Source organism: Bifidobacterium miconis, assembly GCF_019331735.1.
Classification (GTDB): Bacteria; Actinomycetota; Actinomycetes; order Actinomycetales; family Bifidobacteriaceae; genus Bifidobacterium; species Bifidobacterium miconis.
In genome coordinates this window covers 136,686-154,781 of sequence record NZ_JAHBBH010000002.1, presented here as the reverse complement: position 1 = coordinate 154,781, position 18,096 = coordinate 136,686, and the positions used below count along the sequence as shown (strand labels likewise).

General features: G+C 65.9%; 11 protein-coding genes. All 11 read left to right on the top strand.

The genetic code is table 11. The features are described from left to right. The first annotated feature begins 5 nt into the window (after nucleotides 1–5). The 11 genes from galT to KIH79_RS01330 all read left to right on the top strand — a co-directional run bounded on the left by galT (nucleotide 6) and on the right by KIH79_RS01330 (nucleotide 18,067). Nucleotides 6–1,256 (top strand): galactose-1-phosphate uridylyltransferase, encoded by a 1,251-nt coding sequence (galT, locus tag KIH79_RS01380; protein ID WP_219057736.1) that lies wholly within the window; start codon nucleotides 6–8, stop codon nucleotides 1,254–1,256. A gap of 136 nt (nucleotides 1,257–1,392) precedes the next feature. Beyond that, nucleotides 1,393–2,652, top strand: a complete 1,260-nt coding sequence (gene galK / locus KIH79_RS01375) for a galactokinase (RefSeq protein WP_219057735.1) — start codon at nucleotides 1,393–1,395, stop codon at nucleotides 2,650–2,652. A 440-nt stretch (nucleotides 2,653–3,092) separates the two neighbouring features. Then, entirely contained in the window at nucleotides 3,093–4,592 is a 1,500-nt protein-coding gene (locus KIH79_RS01370) for a DHA2 family efflux MFS transporter permease subunit (RefSeq protein WP_236023509.1), read from the top strand. Nucleotides 4,593–4,701: 109 nt separating this feature from the next. Beyond that, nucleotides 4,702–4,974, top strand: coding sequence for an ACT domain-containing protein (locus tag KIH79_RS01365; protein ID WP_214373704.1), 273 nt, complete (start codon nucleotides 4,702–4,704; stop codon nucleotides 4,972–4,974). A gap of 32 nt (nucleotides 4,975–5,006) precedes the next feature. Continuing rightward, nucleotides 5,007–6,371, top strand: a complete 1,365-nt coding sequence (locus tag KIH79_RS01360) for a PFL family protein (RefSeq protein WP_219057734.1) — start codon at nucleotides 5,007–5,009, stop codon at nucleotides 6,369–6,371. A 394-nt stretch (nucleotides 6,372–6,765) separates the two neighbouring features. Next, nucleotides 6,766–7,416: a tRNA (cytidine(34)-2'-O)-methyltransferase gene (locus KIH79_RS01355; RefSeq protein WP_219057733.1), complete on the top strand. Its 651-nt coding sequence runs from the start codon at nucleotides 6,766–6,768 to the stop codon at nucleotides 7,414–7,416. A gap of 217 nt (nucleotides 7,417–7,633) precedes the next feature. Next, on the top strand, nucleotides 7,634–8,533 hold the full coding sequence (locus KIH79_RS01350; protein ID WP_219057732.1) for an HhH-GPD family protein: 900 nt from the start codon (nucleotides 7,634–7,636) through the stop codon (nucleotides 8,531–8,533). 163 nt (nucleotides 8,534–8,696) lie between these two features. Further along, entirely contained in the window at nucleotides 8,697–9,335 is a 639-nt protein-coding gene (locus KIH79_RS01345) for a hypothetical protein (RefSeq protein ID WP_219057731.1), read from the top strand. 103 nt (nucleotides 9,336–9,438) lie between these two features. After that, entirely contained in the window at nucleotides 9,439–10,104 is a 666-nt protein-coding gene (locus tag KIH79_RS01340; protein ID WP_219057730.1) for a hypothetical protein, read from the top strand. A 222-nt stretch (nucleotides 10,105–10,326) separates the two neighbouring features. After that, nucleotides 10,327–13,857, top strand: coding sequence for a DNA-directed RNA polymerase subunit beta (gene rpoB, locus KIH79_RS01335; protein ID WP_219057769.1), 3,531 nt, complete (start codon nucleotides 10,327–10,329; stop codon nucleotides 13,855–13,857). A 199-nt stretch (nucleotides 13,858–14,056) separates the two neighbouring features. Beyond that, nucleotides 14,057–18,067, top strand: coding sequence for a DNA-directed RNA polymerase subunit beta' (locus tag KIH79_RS01330; protein WP_219057729.1), 4,011 nt, complete (start codon nucleotides 14,057–14,059; stop codon nucleotides 18,065–18,067). The last annotated feature ends 29 nt before the right edge of the window (nucleotides 18,068–18,096 follow it).

The following is an 18,096-nucleotide window of genomic DNA, read 5'->3' as shown; positions in this document are numbered from 1 at the left end:
TTCACATGGCAGAATTCGCCAACTACACGCCGGGTGAATACGCGAAGGAGCACATTCGCATCACGCCGACCACGCTGGCCGACGGCCGCGACTTCTTCTATCTCGACGACGATCCGGAGTACGTCTCCGGCAAGAAGACCCGCGAGCTGCACGATCCGCGCCCGCTGGCCTACCGTTTCGCCAACCAGCTGAACGCGGCCGGCGAAGAGGTGCCGTACGCGGCCCCCGAAATGCGCCGCGACCCGCTCACCGGCGACTGGATCCCGATGGCGACCGCGCGCATGAACCGCCCGATCACCGCCGGCCCGGGCGCCACCGCCAAGGGCAACCCGCTCGCCGCGCGCAAGCCCGGCGACCCGTACCAGGACGGCGAGGTGCCGGACACCGACTACAACGTCGTCGTGTTCGAAAACCGCTTCCCGTCGATGGTGCGCGTGCCCGGCCGCTCCGAGGACGTGACCTACGTGGACGGCAACCCGCTGTGGGAGAAGAAGATGGCCGCCGGCCGCTGCGAGGTCATCTGCTTCGACCCGGACGAGAACGGTCTGCCGGCCGACCTGCCGGTGTCCCGCCTGCGCACCGTCGTCGAGGCATGGGCGTTCCGCACCGCCGAAATCTCCAAGATGGACGGCATCGAGCAGATCTTCCCGTTCGAGAATCACGGCGCCGAAATCGGCGTCTCGCTCGCCCACCCGCACGGCCAGGTCTACTGCTACCCGTTCATCGCGCCGAAGATGGAACAGGAACTCAAGCACACCGAGGCCTACCACGAGAAGACCGGCGGCAACCTGCTCAAGGACCTCATGAACGCCGAGATCGAAGCCGGCGAACGCATCGTCATGCGCAACCACAGCTGGGTCGCCTACGTGCCGGCCGCCGCCCGCTGGCCCCTCGAGGTGCATGTCGCGCCTGTCCGCGACGTGCTCACCATCGACCAGCTCAACGATCAGGAGCGCTGGGACCTCGCCTCGATGTACTCGCACCTGCTCAAGCGCGGCAACGCGTTCTTCGACAAGGGCGACGGCAAGGGCATGGACCTGCCGTACATCGCCGCATGGCACCAGGCCCCGATCCACGACCCGCGCCGCGAGAACTACCGCCTGAATCTGCAGTTCTTCTCGTTCCGCCGCGCCGCCAACAAGATCAAGTACCTCGCCGGCTCCGAGTCCGGCATGGCCGCCTGGATCTCCGACACCACGCCGGAACTCATCGCCAAGCGCTTCCATGAGCTCGGTGACGTGGACATCGCCGACTGATTTTCGCCAATTATTATTCCCGTTGCCATTTCGGGCGGGACGCAGTCGAGCCGGGAAATCCTGGCGACTCCCGTACGGGATTTCTCCGCTCGCTGCGCTCGGTCGAAATGACAGAGAAAACACAGAAAGAACACCAATGACTGCTGTTGAATTCATCGAACCGATCTCCCACGAGGACGGCGTGGCCCAGGCCAAGGCGCTGTTCGCCAAGACCTACGGCTCCGAGCCGGAAGGCGTGTGGGCCGCTCCGGGCCGCGTCAACCTGATCGGCGAGCACACCGACTATAACGCGGGCCTGTGCCTGCCGATCGCGCTGCCGCACCGCACGTTCATCGCGCTCTCCCCACGCGAGGACACCAAGGTGCGTGTCGTGTCCGACGTGGCTCCCGACAAGGTCGCCGAAGCCGATCTCGACGGTCTCGCCGCGCGCGGCGTGGACGGCTGGTCCGCGTATCCGACCGGCGTGGCGTGGGCGCTGCGCGAAGCCGGCTTCGACGCCGTCAAGGGCTTCGACGCCGCGTTCGTCTCCTGCGTGCCGCTCGGTTCGGGCCTGAGCTCGTCCGCCGCGATGACCTGCTCGACCGCGCTCGCGCTCGACGACGTGTACGGCCTCGGCTACGGCTCCACCGACGCCGGCCGCGTCACGCTCATCGACGCCGCCATCAAGTCCGAAAACGAGATGGCCGGCGCCTCCACCGGCGGACTCGACCAGAACGCGTCCATGCGCTGCACCGCCGGCCACGCGATCCGCCTCGACTGCCGTCCGGGCCTGACGCCGCTCGAAAGCGTCTCCCAGCAGGAGTTCGACCTCGACAAGTACGGTCTCGAGCTGCTCGTGGTCGACACGCAGGCCCCGCACCAGCTCAACGACGGCCAGTACGCCCAGCGCCGCGCCACCTGCGAGAAGGCCGCCGAACTGCTCGGCGTCGCCAACCTGCGCGAGATCAGCGAACAGGTGGAAGCCGCTGACGATCCGGCCGCCGCGCTCGCCGACGTGCTCGCGAAGGTCGCCGAACTCGGCGACGAGACGATGGTCAAGCGCGTGCGCCACGTCGTCACCGAAATCGGCCGCGTCGACCAGTTCGTCCACGCGTTCGCCGCGGGCGACATCAAGACCGCCGGCGATCTGTTCAACGCGTCGCACGATTCGCTGCGCGACGACTACGAGGTGACCGTGCCCGAGCTCGACGTGGCCGTGGACACCGCCCGCGCCAACGGCGCGTACGGCGCCCGCATGACCGGCGGCGGCTTCGGCGGCTCCATCATCGCGCTCGTCGACAAGGGCCGCGGCCATGAGGTCGCCCAGCTCATCGCCGACGAGTTCGCAAAGCGCGGCTTCCATGCGCCGAGAGCCCTTGCCGCGGTCGCCGCTCCGTCGGCGAGCCGCGAGGCGTAGGCGTAGGTATTGCGCTGCGCGCAATACTGGCTTGTTGACGACACTGACGTGTCGTGACGCTCCCTCAGTCAGCCTGCGGCTGACAGCTCCCTCAACCGAGGGAGCCGAGGCTGCCGCCAGCATGATGATGCGTTGACGGATGATACGGGGAGGCTGATGCGGCACGGCATCACACTTAGTGCGATTCCTCGCGACACGCCCGGGCGTACTTACGAAAAATCGAAAAGCGTATTACGATCGCGTCTCGTCTTGATAATCGCATGCCATATGGTGTTTTGTTCGCCGTATGGCATGCGATTTTTTGTTGCCGATCGTGACCCGGACGTTAGGGGTTGTCGGCGCTCGCCAATGAAGCCGCACACCGCATTCCGCGGTGCGCGGCCGCATGTCCGGCGGGCGCCGCGCGACGGCAGCGACGTCGATTGAAGAAGAGGATTCCGTTGTCCGCCAACCAGACAACCATTCGTAAAGACCAACTGTCCGACGACGCGTTCGTGCCGGACGCGCACCAGCATTTCGATCATCCGCACAAGGTCATGCTCGGCCTGTACATCAGCGTGTTCCTGGGCATGCTGTCGGAAACGTCCATGAACATCACCCTGCCCGACCTGATGTCCGATTTCGGCATCTCGTCCGGCACCGCGCAGTGGATGGTCGTCGGCTACATGCTCGCCATCGGCGTGGTGCTGCCGTGCGTGGGCTTCATACTCAAGTGGGTCAAGGCCAAGACGCTCGTGCTGTTCGCTCTGGTCTGCTTCCTGATCGGTGCGATCGTATGCACCGTCGCGCCCTCGTTCCCGATCCTGCTGGCCGGCCGCATCATGCAGGGCGTGAGCACCGGCATCGTGCTGCCCACCATGTACGCGGCGATCATGCGCGTGTTCCCGCCGCACAAGATCGGCGCGGCGAACGGCGTGGCGGGCCTCGTCATCATGTTCGCGCCCGTCATCGGCCCGACCATCGCCGGCGCGCTCATCGGCGCGTTCTCGTGGCGCGCCATCTTCGCACTGTTCGCCGTCGTCGCGATCATCGCGATCGCATGCACGGCGCTGTTCTTCGTGACTCCGATCGAACGCACCCGCCCGAAGGTCGACATGGTCTCCATCCTCGCCTCGGCGATCGGCTTCGGCTGCCTCGTCGCCGGCGTGAGCCTCATCAGCGACATGGGCTTCTCCGCGGCCGTCATCGCGCTGCTCGTCGTCGGCGTGATCGTGCTCGCCTTCTACGCCCGCCGCCAGCTCACCATCGCCGACCCGCTGCTCGACCTGCGCGCGCTCGGCATCGCGGCGTTCCGCACGCCGGCCATCATGATCAGCTGCTCGTTCTCCTGCACGCTTGCATTCATGTACCTCGTGCCGCAGGAACTGCAGCGCGGCATGGGCCTGAGCTCCACCGTCGCCGGCCTGCTCATGCTGCCCGGTGGCGTGATCAACGCGCTGTGCACGCTCGCCGCCGGCCGCATGTTCGACCGCCACGGCGCCAAGCGACTCGTCTGGCTCGGCTCGGCACTGACCATCGTCGGCGGCGCGCTGTTCTTCATGATTGGCGTGTCCACGCCGGTGGCGCTGTTCCTTGCCGCGCACATCATCGTCATGGTCGGCATCCCGTTCATCCAGCAGTCCGCGCAGTCCGCGGCGCTCAAGTCGCTGCCCGGGCGCATGGCGGCCGACGGCAGCACGATCATGAACACCATGCAGCAGGTGTGCGGCGCGATCGCCACCGCCGTGGCCACCTGCCTGCTCGGACTCGGCCAGACGAACTACACGGCCGGCGGCGGCGCGAACCCCGCGCAGGGCTTCGTGGACGGATCCCGCTACGGCTACCTGTTCGGCATGGCGCTCGTGGTGATCGTGCTGGCGTGCTCCTTCCTGCTCAAGGAGCATCACGTGGAGCCGAAGCTCGTGCCGGTGCACGTGGACGCCGAGACGCTGGCCGTCTGACATCGCCACATGACGCATGTCCGTCCGGCGTGAGACGGGAAACATGAGATGCGGGTGTCTTCCATATACTGGAAGGCACCCGCTTTTTTCGTCTCGATCAGGGAGCTTCATGAACAAGGCAATCATCACCGTCGTCGGCAAGGACACCGTCGGCATCATCGCACGCGTCTGCACCTACCTGTCCCAGCACAACGTCAACGTGCTCGACATTTCCCAAACCATCATCGACGGCTTCTTCAACATGATGATGATCGTCGACTACGCGAACTCCGACAAGGAATTCAGCGCCATGGTCGGCAACCTCGAGGACCTCGGCGACGACATCGGCGTGCGCATCCGCTGCCAGCGCGAGGAGATCTTCACCAAGATGCACCGCATATAGTCTCGCCGGACCGAACCGAAAGGAACGCAACCATGCTGAATATCATGGAGGTCCACGAGACCAACCAGATGATCGAGCAGGAAAAACTCGACGTGCGCACCATCACCATGGGCATCTCGCTGCTCGACTGCGCGGCAGACACCGTCGACAAGACCTGCGACAACATCTACCGCAAGATCACCACGTACGCCAAGGACCTCGTCGCCACCGGCCAGGCCATCGAACAGGACTACGGCATCCCGATCGTCAACAAGCGCATCACCGTCACCCCGATCTCACTCGTCGGCGCGAGCTCCTGCAAGACCTCCGCGGACTTCGTGCAAATCGCGCACGCGCTCGACCGCGCGGCCAAGGAGGTCGGCGTCGACCTCATCGGCGGCTACTCGGCGCTCGTGAGCAAGGCCATGACCCCGGCCGAGCGCCTGCTCATCGAATCGCTACCTCAGGCTTTGACCGAAACCGACATCGTCTGCTCGTCCGTCAACGTCGGCTCCACGAAGACCGGCATCGACATGAACGCCGTCGAACTGCTCGGCCGCGTCATCAAGGACATCGCGTACAACACGCGCGACAACGACTCGTACGGCTGCGTCAAATTCGTCGCGTTCTGCAACGTGCCCGACGACAACCCGTTCATGGCCGGCGGCTTCCACGGCGTGACCGAGGGCGACGCGGTCATCAACGTGGGCGTGTCCGGGCCGGGCGTCGTCTCGCGCGCGCTCGACGCGGCCAAGGGACGCGATTTCGAGTTCCTGTGCGAGACGATCAAGCGCACCGCGTTCAAGATCACGCGCGTCGGCCAGCTCGTCGCGCAGGAGGCTTCGCGGCGGCTCGGCGTGCCGTTCGGCATCATCGACCTGTCGCTTGCGCCCACCCCGGCCGTGGGCGACTCGGTCGGCGAAGTGCTCGAGAAGATCGGCCTCGAACAGGTCGGCGCTCCCGGCACCACCGCGGCGCTCGCGATGCTCAACGACCAGGTCAAGAAGGGCGGCATCATGGCGAGCTCGTATGTCGGCGGCCTGTCCGGCGCGTTCATCCCGGTCTCCGAAGACAAGAACATGATCGACGCGGCGGCCTCCGGATGCCTCACGCTCGAAAAGCTCGAAGCGATGACCTGCGTGTGCTCAGTCGGCCTCGACATGATCGCCATCCCCGGCGACACGTCGGCGGCCACGATCTCCGGCCTGATCGCCGACGAGGCGGCCATCGGCATGGTCAACCAGAAGACCACCGCCGTGCGCGTCATCCCCGTCTACGGCAAGGGCGTGGGCGAGGTGGCCAACTTCGGCGGCCTCATGGGCTACGCGCCGATCATGCCGGTCAACACCGCCTCCTGCGAGGCGTTCGTGACCCGCGGCGGCCGCATCCCCGCGCCGATCCACTCGTTCAAGAACTGATGCGTCATGATCATATGCCCCGAGGCCGGTTCCTCGGGGCTTTGTCGTAGGGCATGCAGTCGACACGGACGGGAATCGTTTTCGATCGTAAGGATCAGACAGGGAGTTTGACGATCGAGAGGCTGATTTCAGGTCTTGTGCAGGTCAGTTCGACGATCGAGAGGCCCTCCTCCTCGTTGCCTATGCCGATAAATACGGTTTTGGGACCATTGCGGGCATGGTTTTCCGACGATCTCGTCCGCCGACAGCCTCTCAATCGTCAAACTGACCTCGACAGAAGTCCATATCAGCCTCTCAATCGTCGAACTGGCGGCCAAAAGGCTTGGTTCAGGGGCTGTTTTATGCTCGAATGTCGGATTGCGCAAGCGTGCACGGAACATAAGAGGTGAGGAATATGGCGGAACAGGCGGAAAACCAGCAGAATCCGGAAGCCAAGGTCGAGAAGATGTTCGAATACGGCTACCGCAAGTCGAACTACGGTCCGGACGAACTCGTGACCGACGCGCACGGCAACCCGATCTCCGTGGTCGACGCGATGCTGTCCGCCGAGGACGCCGCCAAGGCCGAAACCGCCACTCCGCACCTGTGCTACTACAGCCCGCGCATCCCCGGCAACACCGGCTCCGCGATCCGCCTGTGCGCAGTGACCGGCACGATCCTGCACCTCGTCGAGCCGCTCGGCTTCAACCTGCGCGACACGAAGCTACGCCGCGCCGGCCTCGACTATCACGACATGGCGCACGTCGTGCTCCACCCGAACTTCGACAACCTCGTCGAATCGATGCCGAACTCGCGTATCATCGCGTTCACGGCCCACGCCACGAAGCTGTACACCGAAGTCGAATACAAGCCGACCGACATTCTCCTGTTCGGCCCCGAACCGGGCGATATCCCCGACCCGATGGACATCATGGCCGGCCCGCACGTCGCCGAACAGGTGAGGCTTCCCATGCGCCCCAGCCTGCGCTCGCTGAACCTGACCAACTGCGCGTCCATCGCCATCTACGAGGCATGGAGGCAGCTGGGCTTTGCCGGCGGAGCGTGAGGAGGAAGCCCAGTGCTGAGCCGTGAAGCGGAAAGTCCAGTGGACTTTCCGCAGGCGAAGTGAGGCCTTTGGCCGAAGAAGTATTCCGTAGGAATACTTATCCGAGTAGCGACGCCGAGACGAGCTCGATAGAGCGAGGTGAGGTATGAAATTGTCTCGTGCAGCGAGTCCGAAATTGCGGCCGGACGCTGATCTGGGCACAACGGAAACGGTTCGTATGAGCGACATCGAACGCAACGAATCCGTCCGCCGCAAGCTCGCCGCATGGTGGGAGGCGAACGCGCGCGACCTGCCGTGGCGGTTCGGGCGCGCGACCCCGTGGGGCGTGCTCGTCTCCGAGGTCATGAGCCAGCAGACGCAGATGAGCCGCGTCGTGCCGTACTGGGAGACGTGGATGCGCGCGTGGCCGGACGCGGCGGCGCTCGCTGATGCGCCCACGGCCGAAGTGATCACCGCGTGGGGACGGCTCGGCTATCCGCGGCGCGCCTTGCGGTTGCAGGAATGCGCGCGCGTGGTGCGCGACCGGTACGCCGACGCGTTGCCGCGCACGTACGACGAGCTGACCGGATTGCCCGGCATCGGTGACTACACGGCGTCGGCGGTGCTGAGCTTCGCGTTCGGGCAGCGGATCGCGGTGATCGACACGAACATCCGGCGCGTATTGTCGCGCGTGTTCCGCGGTGCGGAATCGTTGGGCGGATCGGCGACGCCGGCCGAACGGGATCTCGCGAACCGCGTGCTGCCGGCCGACGCCTCGCGGTCGGTGACGTGGAACCAGTCGGTGATGGAACTCGGCGCGACCGTATGCACCGCGAAGAACCCCCTGTGCGACGATTGCCCGGTGCGCGAGGACTGCGCGTTTCTTGCCGCTGGCCGTCCAGGCTTGGGGAAGCGGCGGACCCGGCCGCGCCAGCGGTTCGCCGGTACCGACCGGCAGGTGCGCGGTTTGGTGCTGCATGCGTTGCGTAATCTGCCGGCAGACGAAACCGTGCTGACGCATGCGCAGATCGAATCGCTGTGGGCCGACCATATCCAGCTCGACAAATGCGTCGCTTCGCTGGACGAGGACGGGCTGATCGAGATGCTGCCGGGCGGGGGAGTGCGTTTGCCCCGCTGACCGCCGTGACGTTGGCGTTCGTATGTTGCGCGTGACCGCGCGCGGGATGCGTGGTGTGCGTCGGTTGTGCGGGCGCGTGCGGACCGGCCGCTGCCCGCCGCTGACCCGTGCCGCTGGTAGGTTGGAGCTGGCTGGTGTTGAGCTGGTGTTGAGAGAGGGCACGGTGATGCAGATGGCGGATGGGTTCACGTTCAACGATGACGTCAGTTCGGATTCGACCGGCAAGTGGCGGGATCTCGGCGACCCGCTGCCGTCGGTGGACCCGCTGGCCCCGGTGGAGCTTCCCGTGGACGATGACGACGATGCGGATGGTGCTGGCGGCGCCGACAGCGACCTGCCGCCGGTCGACTGGAGCGATCCCGTGCAGGCCTGCTCGGAAACCGGCGAGTTCGCGCTGGACGACATCCCCTCGATCAACGAGTTCATGGCCGACGTGAGCGGACTCGGCGACAAGGCCGGCCTGCCGATCGTCCGCCTTGCCGTCATGCAGGGCACGTATCTAGCGTCGGTGATGACGACGCGCATCCGCGGCGGGTTCCTGCTGGCATTGGGACGCCGACAGAAGGACGCGCAGGAACGAGCGCGGTTCGAGAGGACGGCGCTCGCGCTGTTCAACGCGCGCAGCTGGCGGGACATGCAGGATCTGTTTCCCGACGTCGTGGCGTTCGACGAGCTGATCGACCGCTTGGAACGCACCGGACGGCCGCAGACCGCCGCCATCGACCACGATTTTCCGTATTTGGTGCGGGTGTTCCGCGATCAGGACGGGCGCATCGACATCGCGTTCGACGAACGGCCGTGACCGGCGCGCGACCGCGGTGCGTCTTGACCGAACGTCTGTATTGAAGGCGCGTCCCGAGTGGGGCCGGAGGCGCATCGGAAGGCGTGGTATACACTGAATGACTATGGTACAGCGGAAGTCGGGGCGGCCAGTCGGATCCAAAGCGTTCAGGCAACGCGATCGCAAGCTCAGCAAACGGCAGCGGGCGATCTATCGCCGTCGTCGCATCGTCGTCGGCATCGTGCTTGTCGTGACGCTGGCGCTCGTCTCGTTCTGCATCTACAGTCTCGGCCGCGGTCTCGGCGCGCTCGGCGACGCGCTGGGGCACGGCGAACGGGTCGCGCTCAGCCGCAGCGTCGTCCCCGATCCGATCAAAACCAACGACATCACCGACTGTTCGTCGTCGAACGTGGAACTGTCGCTCACGCCGGCCTCGCAAAGCGTCGCAGTGGGCGGCTCGCTCGACTTCACGGCGACGATCACGTACACGGGTTCCAGCAAGGCCGGCTGTCTGATCGACGGTTCCGATTCGAGCCGAGTGCTCACGATCTCGTCCGGCAAGCAGACGATCTGGCGATCCGACGTGTGCGAGTCGGACTCGCGCATGCTGCTCATGGCCAAGGGCGACTCCGACAAGTATACGATCACGTGGAACGCCGACTCGACCGGCACGCAGTGCGTCGCGGACTCGGAGCTGCCGCGCGTGAACGCCGGCACGTACACCGCGCAGCTGAGCCTCAAGGACTTCCCCAAGACGGTGAGCGATCCGGTGACGATCACCGTGCAGTGACGGGGCAACACGCGGCATTGCGTAACGTTCGCAATCGTGCTATCGTTTGATATTTGCGTATATGCATGTCATATGGCGGGCATGCTGACAAAGACGAAGCGCCCGCAATCCTAGGCATATGGCGGCCTGCAAGGCGCTTGTCGTGGAACAAGAGTATCGAACGAACAAGCGAGCGATAAGGAACGTCCATTGGCTACTGAAGCTACGACGAACACCACCACCATGATCGCACGCGCCGACCAGCACGACATTGATCTGCACAAGGCGTCGGACCGTGTGAACTTCGGCTCCATCCGCGAGCCCATCGATGTGCCCTACCTGCTGGGCGTGCAGACCGACAGCTTCGACTGGCTGATCGGCTCCGACCGCTGGAAGAAGCGCGTCGAGGAGGACGAGAAGAACGGCACCACCACCGTGCCGCATATGTCCGGCCTCGACGAGGTCTTCAACGAGATCTCCCCGATCGAGAACTTCGCCCAGACCATGTCCCTGACCTTCTCGGACCCGTACTTCGAGGAGCCTCGCCACACCGTGCAGGAGTGCAAGGAGAAGGACTACACCTACTCCGCGCCGCTGTACGTGAACGCCGAATTCGAAAACGGCGACACCGGCGAGATCAAGTCCCAGACCGTGTTCATGGGCGACTTCCCGCTGCAGACCCCGCACGGCACCTTCATCATCGGCGGCACCGAGCGAGTCATCGTCTCCCAGCTCGTGCGCTCCCCGGGCGTCTACTTCGACCGCTCCACCGACCGCACCTCCGGCAAGGAAGTCTTCGGCGCGAAGATCATCCCGTCGCGCGGCGCGTGGCTCGAGTTCGAAATCGACAAGCGCGACGTGCTCGGCGTGCGCGTCGATCGCAAGCGCAAGCAGTCCGCGATCGTCTTCCTCATGGCCATCGGCATGACCAAGCCGGAGATCCGCGACGCGTTCGAAGGCTACCCGCTGGTCCTCGACGCGCTCGAGAAGGAAACCGTCGACACGCAGGACGAGGCCCTCACCGACCTCTACCGCAAGATCCGCCCGTCCGACACCGCCACCCCGGAAGCCGGCCGCAACCTGCTCGACTCCTTCTACTTCAACACCAAGCGCTACGATCTGGCGCGCGTCGGCCGCTACAAGATCGACCGCAAGCTCGGCCTCGAGCACGACATCAACGACCGCTCGCTCAAGCGCGAGGACATCATCGCCACCATCAAGTACCTGGTGACGCTGCACGCCGGCGAGGCGACGTTCCCGGGCAAGCGCAAGGGCCAGGACGTCGACCTGCGCGTCGAGACCGACGACATCGACCACTTCGGCAACCGTCGCATCCGCCAGGTCGGCGAGCTGATCCAGAACCAGCTGCGCACCGGCCTGTCCCGCATGGAGCGCGTCGTGCGCGAGCGCATGACCACCCAGGACTCCGAGGCGATCACCCCGCAGTCGCTGATCAACATCCGCCCGGTGAACGCCACCATCAAGGAGTTCTTCGGCACCTCGCAGCTCTCGCAGTTCATGGACCAGAACAACCCGCTGGCCGGCGTGACCAACAAGCGCCGTCTGTCGGCCCTGGGCCCCGGCGGCCTGTCCCGCGACCGCGCCTCCATGGAGGTGCGCGACGTGCACCCGTCCCACTTCGGCCGCATGTGCCCGATCGAGTCCCCTGAAGGCCCGAACATCGGTCTGATCGGCTCGCTGGCGACCTTCGGCCGCGTCAACCCGTTCGGCTTCATCGAGACCCCGTACCGCAAGGTGATCGACGGTCAGGTGACCAACGAGGTCGAGTACATGACCGCCGATCAGGAAAACGACCACGTGATCGCCCAGGTGAACCAGAAGCTCGACAAGAGCGGCAAGTTCGTCTCCGACGTCGCGCTCGCCCGAGCCGACGAGGAAGAGGCGGTCGACGTCCCGGTCAGCTCCGTCGACTACATGGACGTCTCCCCGCGCCAGATGGTCTCGATCGGCGCCTCGCTGATCCCGTTCCTCGAGCACGACGAGGGCCACCGAGCGCTGATGGGCACCAACATGCAGCGTCAGGCCGTCCCGCTGGTCGAATCCGAGCGCCCGCTCGTGGGCACCGGCTCCGAATGGCGCGTCGCGTACGACTCCGGCGACGTGATCATCGCCGACAAGCCGGGCGTCGTGATCTACGTGTCCGCCGACTTGATCCGCGTGATGAACGACGACGGCACGCAGTCCAGCTACAAGCTGTCCAAGTTCCAGCGCTCCAACCAGACCACCTGCTACAACCAGCGCCCGATCATCAAGAGCGGCGAGCGCGTCGAGGCCGGCACCGTGCTGGCCGACGGCCCGGCCATCCAGAAGGGCGAGATCGCGCTCGGCAAGAACCTGCTGGTCGCGTTCATGCCGTGGAACGGCTACAACTACGAGGACGCCGTGATCATCTCGCAGCGCCTCGTGCAGGACGACACGCTCTCCTCCATCCACATCGAGGAGTACGAGATCGACGCCCGTGAAACCAAGCTGGGCGCCGAGGAGATCACCCGCGACCTGCCGAACGTGGGCGAGGACGCGGTGGCCAACCTCGACGAGCGCGGCATCATCCGCATCGGCGCCGAGGTCGAGGCCGGCGACATCCTCGTCGGCAAGGTCACGCCGAAGGGCGAGACCGAGCTGACCCCGGAGGAGCGCCTGCTGCGCGCCATCTTCGGCGAGAAGTCCCGCGAGGTGCGCGACACCTCGCTGCGCGTGCCCCACGGCGAGACCGGCACCGTCATCGCGGTCAAGGAGATCACCCGCGAGGACGCCGAGGAGGACGGCGACGAGCTGCCCAACGGCGTCAACCAGATGATCCGCGTGTACATCGCGCAGCACCGCAAGATCACCGTCGGCGACAAGCTGTCCGGCCGCCACGGCAACAAGGGCTGCATCTCGCGCATCCTGCCGGAAGAGGACATGCCGTTCCTCGCGGACGGCACCCCGGTCGACATCATGCTCAACCCGCTGGGCGTGCCGTCGCGAATGAACCTCGGCCAGGTGCTCGAGCTGCACCTCGGCTGGATCGCGCACTCCGGCTGGGACATCTCCCTCGACCCGGATCTCGAGGCCGAGTGGAAGAAGTACATTCCGGAAGGCGCCGAGAAGGGCGAGCCGGGCACCCCGGTCGCGACCCCGGTGTTCGACGGCGTCAAGCCCGAGGTCATCAAGGGCCTGATGAAGTCCACACTGCCGAACCGCGACGGCGACCAGATGGTCGGCGAGGACGGCAAGGCCTGGCTGTTCGACGGCCGCACCGGCGAGCGTTTCGGCAAGCCGATCTCCGTGGGCTACATGTACATGCTGAAGCTCCACCACCTGGTCGACGACAAGATCCACGCGCGTTCCACCGGTCCGTACTCGATGATCACGCAGCAGCCGCTGGGCGGCAAGGCCCAGTTCGGCGGCCAGCGCTTCGGCGAGATGGAGGTGTGGGCCCTCGAGGCCTACGGCGCCGCCTACACGCTGCACGAGATGATGACCACCAAGTCCGACGACGTGGACGGTCGCGTGCGCGCCTACGGTGCGATCGTCAAGGGCGATAACCTGCCGCCGGCGGGCATCCCCGAGTCGTTTAAGGTGCTGCTCAAGGAAATGCAGTCCCTGTCGCTGAACGTCGAGGTGCTCAACGAGGAAGGCGTGGCCATCGACATGAAGGACGAGGACGACGATCCGGTCTCCGCCGGAGACGATCTGGGCTTCAACATCGGCGCCCGCCCCGACGCGGCCGCCAAGGAGGACCAGAAGGCTCCGGAGCCCGAGTACCAGTGATTCCGCTAGCCGCTCGGTCTGGTTCCCGGTTTCCGGCTTCCGCGTGACATTGCCCGCGGGAGCCGGCCGGACCGGGCCGGGGCGGCCGTGCGTGCGGCCGTGAGTGCCGCACCCGCCGCGCGCGTGATTGGGCGCGCGGCCCCGTGCATACCGACATCACAGATAGTTTCACAGACAGTTTTACAGACAGGACAATAGAGTGCTGGACGTCAACGCATTTGACAAGCTTCGTATCGGCCTGGCCACCGCCGACGACATCCGCGGCTGGAGCCACGGCGAGGTCAAGAAGCCTGAAACGATTAACTACCGTACCCTCAAGCCGGAGAAGGACGGTCTGTTCGGCGAGCAGATCTTCGGCCCGACCCGCGACTGGGAGTGCGCCTGCGGCAAGTACAAGCGCGTGCGCTTCAAGGGCATCGTGTGCGAGCGATGCGGCGTGGAGGTCACCAAGTCCCGCGTGCGCCGCGAGCGCATGGGCCACATCGAGCTGGCCGCCCCGGTGACGCACATCTGGTTCTTCAAGGGCGTGCCGTCCCGACTGGGCTACCTGCTCGACATCGCGCCGAAGGACCTCGAGAAGGTCATCTACTTCGCCGCGTACATGGTCACCAAGGTCGACGAGGAGCAGCGTCATCAGGATCTGCCCGACCTGCAGGACGAGTTCGACACAGAGATCAGCCACCTCGCCAAGCGCCGCGACAACGAGATCGAGGACCGCGCGCGCAAGGTCGAGGCCGACCTGCACGAGCTCGAGGCCGCCGGCGAGGCGACCGGAGCCAACAAGGCCAAGCTGCGCAACGGCGCCGAGCGCGAGATGGCGGCTATCCGCCAGCGCTACGACGACCAGATCCAGCGCCTGAACGCCGTGTTCGACCGCTTCAAGAACCTGAAGGCCGGCGACATGGAAGGCGACGTCGACCTGTGGCGCGAGATGGAGGACCGCTACGGCGACTACTTCGAAGGCTGCATGGGCGCCGAGGCGATCAAGAAGCGCCTGCAGGACTTCGACCTCGAGGCCGCTTCCAAGCAGCTGCGCGAGGAGATCGACACCGGCTCCGGCCAGCGCAAGGCCCGCGCGCTCAAGCGCCTCAAGGTCGTCAACGCGTTCCTGACCACCGGCAACAAGCCGGAGGCCATGGTGCTCGACGTGATTCCGGTCATCCCGCCGGATCTGCGCCCGATGGTCCAGCTGGACGGCGGCCGCTTCGCGACCTCCGACCTCAACGACCTGTACCGTCGCGTGATCAACCGCAACAACCGACTCAAGCGACTCATCGAGCTCGGCGCCCCGGAGATCATGCTCAACAACGAGAAGCGCATGCTGCAGGAGGCCGTCGACTCCCTGTTCGACAACGGCCGCCGCGGCCGCCCGGTCACCGGTGCGTCCAACCGCCCGCTCAAGTCCCTCTCGGACATGCTCAAGGGCAAGCAGGGCCGCTTCCGCCAGAACCTGCTCGGCAAGCGCGTCGACTACTCCGGCCGTTCCGTGATCGTCATCGGCCCGTCGCTGCGCATGCACCAGTGCGGCCTGCCGAAGCCGATGGCCCTCGAGCTGTTCAAGCCGTTCGTCATCAAGCGCCTCGTCGACCTCAACTACGCGCAGAACATGAAGAGCGCCAAGCGCATGGTCGACCGCGGCGACACCGAGGTGTGGGGCGTGCTCGAAGAGGTCATCGCCGAGCATCCCGTGCTGCTCAACCGCGCGCCTACGCTGCACCGTCTGGGCATTCAGGCGTTCGAGCCGATCCTCGTCGAAGGCAAGGCCATCCACCTGCCGCCGCTCGCCTGCGCCGCGTTCAACGCCGACTTCGACGGCGACCAGATGGCCGTGCACCTTCCGCTGAGCGCGGAGGCGCAGGCCGAGGCCCGTTCGCTCATGCTCGCGTCCGACAACATCCTCAAGCCGGCCGACGGCCACACCGTGACCATGCCGTCCCAGGACATGATCCTCGGCCTGTACTGGCTGTCCACCGTGACCGAGGGCGCCAAGGGCCAGGGCCGCGTGTTCTCCTCGCTGGCCGAGATGCAGATGGCGCTCGACCTGCATGAGATCGACATGCAGGCCAAGGTGCTCGTACGTCTGCCGAAGGACTTCGTGCTGCCGACCGGCTGGGAGCCGGGCGACGTGACCGTCGTGGATCCGGAGCCGGGCAGCCCCGACGTCGTCCACGAGGAGCGCTTCTCCGACGGCACCGTGCTGTTCGCCACCTCGATGGGCCGCCTCCTGTTCAACGAGACGCTGCCGACCGACTACCCGTTCGTCAACGAGCAGGCCCCGAAGAAGGTCCTCTCGCGCATCGTCGACGACATCGCGACCCGCTACTCGACCGCCCAGGTGGCCGCCACGCTGGACGCGCTCAAGGATCTCGGCTTCACCCGCGCCCCGTGGTCGGGCGTGACCTTCGCCTTCTCCGACGTCACCGAGCCGCCGGAGCGCGAGGCGCTCGTCGCCGAGTCCGAGGCGCAGGTCAACAAGATCAACCAGCAGTACGACCTCGGCTTCTTCACGGAAGAGGAGCGTCGTCAGGCGATCATCGACGAGTGGACCAAGTGCACCGAAAAGGTGTCGGACGCGGTCGTCAAGCACTTCGACCCGAAGAACAACCTGGCCATCATCGTCCAGTCCGGCGCACGAGGCAACATGACCCAGATCAACCAGATCGCGGGCATCCGAGGCCTCGTGAACAACCCGAAGGGCGAGGTCATTCCGCGACCGGTCGAGTCCAACTACCGTCAGGGCCTGTCCGTCCTGGAGTACTTCATCTCCGAGCACGGCGCCCGCAAGGGTCTGGCCGATACCGCACTGCGTACCGCCGAGTCGGGTTATTTGACCCGTCGTCTGGTCGACGTCTCGCAGGACGTGATCGTGCGCGAGGAGGACTGTGGCACCAAGCGCGGTCTGCCGATGCGCGTTGCCGACCGTCAGGCCGACGGCACGCTCACGCTGGTCAAGGCCGCCGACGGCGGTCCGTACTCGCGTCTGCTCGCCTCCGACGTGATCGACCCGGCCGACGGCACCACCGTGCTGTACAAGCGCGGCGACGCGCTGAGCATGGACGTGCTCAAGGATCTCGTGGCGCACGGCGTCGAAGAGGTCAAGGCCCGCTCCGTGCTCACCTGCGAGTCCAAGCGCGGCGTGTGCGCCAAGTGCTACGGCTGGTCGCTGGCCACCAACAAGCTGGTGGACGTCGGCGAGGCCGTCGGCATCGTCGCGGCCCAGTCCATCGGCGAGCCCGGTACTCAGCTGACGCTGCGTTCCTTCCACTCCGGCGGCGTCGCGGCGGCCTCCGACATCACCCAGGGTCTTCCCCGTGTCACCGAGCTTTTCGAAGCCCGCACCCCGAAGGGCGAGGCGCCCATCGCCGAGTTCCCGGGCGTGATCAAGACCGACGCGGAAGCCGACCACGTCTACCAGATGACGTTGACCCCGGACGACCAGACCGTCGAGCCGATCGTCTACACGGTGACCCGTCGCGCCCCGCTCCTCGTCAAGGACGGCCAGCACGTCGAGGCCGGCCAGCAGCTGACCGAGGGTTCCGTGGATCCGAAGAAGATCCTGCGCATCCTCGGCCCGCGCGCCGCGCAGGTCAACATCGTGGAGGAAGTGCACACCGTGTACCGCTCCCAGGGCGTCGACATCCACGACAAGCACATCGAGGTCATCGTCCGCCAGATGCTGCGCCGCATCACCGTCATCGACTCCGGCGACACCAACCTGCTGCCGGGCGAACTGGTCGATCAGGCGCGCTTCAAGGAAGCGAACATGGAAGCCGTGAAGAACGGCGGCAAGCCGGCCGCGGGACGCCCGGAGCTCATGGGCATCACCAAGGCGTCGCTCGCCACCGACTCGTGGCTGTCCGCCGCCTCCTTCCAGGAGACGACCCGCGTGCTCACCGAGGCCGCCCTGAGCCAGAAGGTCGACGACCTCAAGGGCCTCAAGGAGAACGTCATCATCGGTAAGCTCATCCCGGCCGGCACGGGCCTCGCCCGCTACCGCAACGCCGTGGTCGAGCCCGACAAGGCGATCCGCGACACCATCTACCCGAACTTCGGTCTGGGCGGCGGCACCGACGCGGACACCGACTTCTCCGACGCCGACCTGTCCGACGTGGACTTCGCAAACCTCGACTTCGGCGACCTGAAGCTCGGCGACGACTTCAACCCGGACGACTTTCTGGACGACCAGGGCGGTCAGGACGACGTCGAGTGACCTGCGGAACCATACGGCCGGGTGCGTTG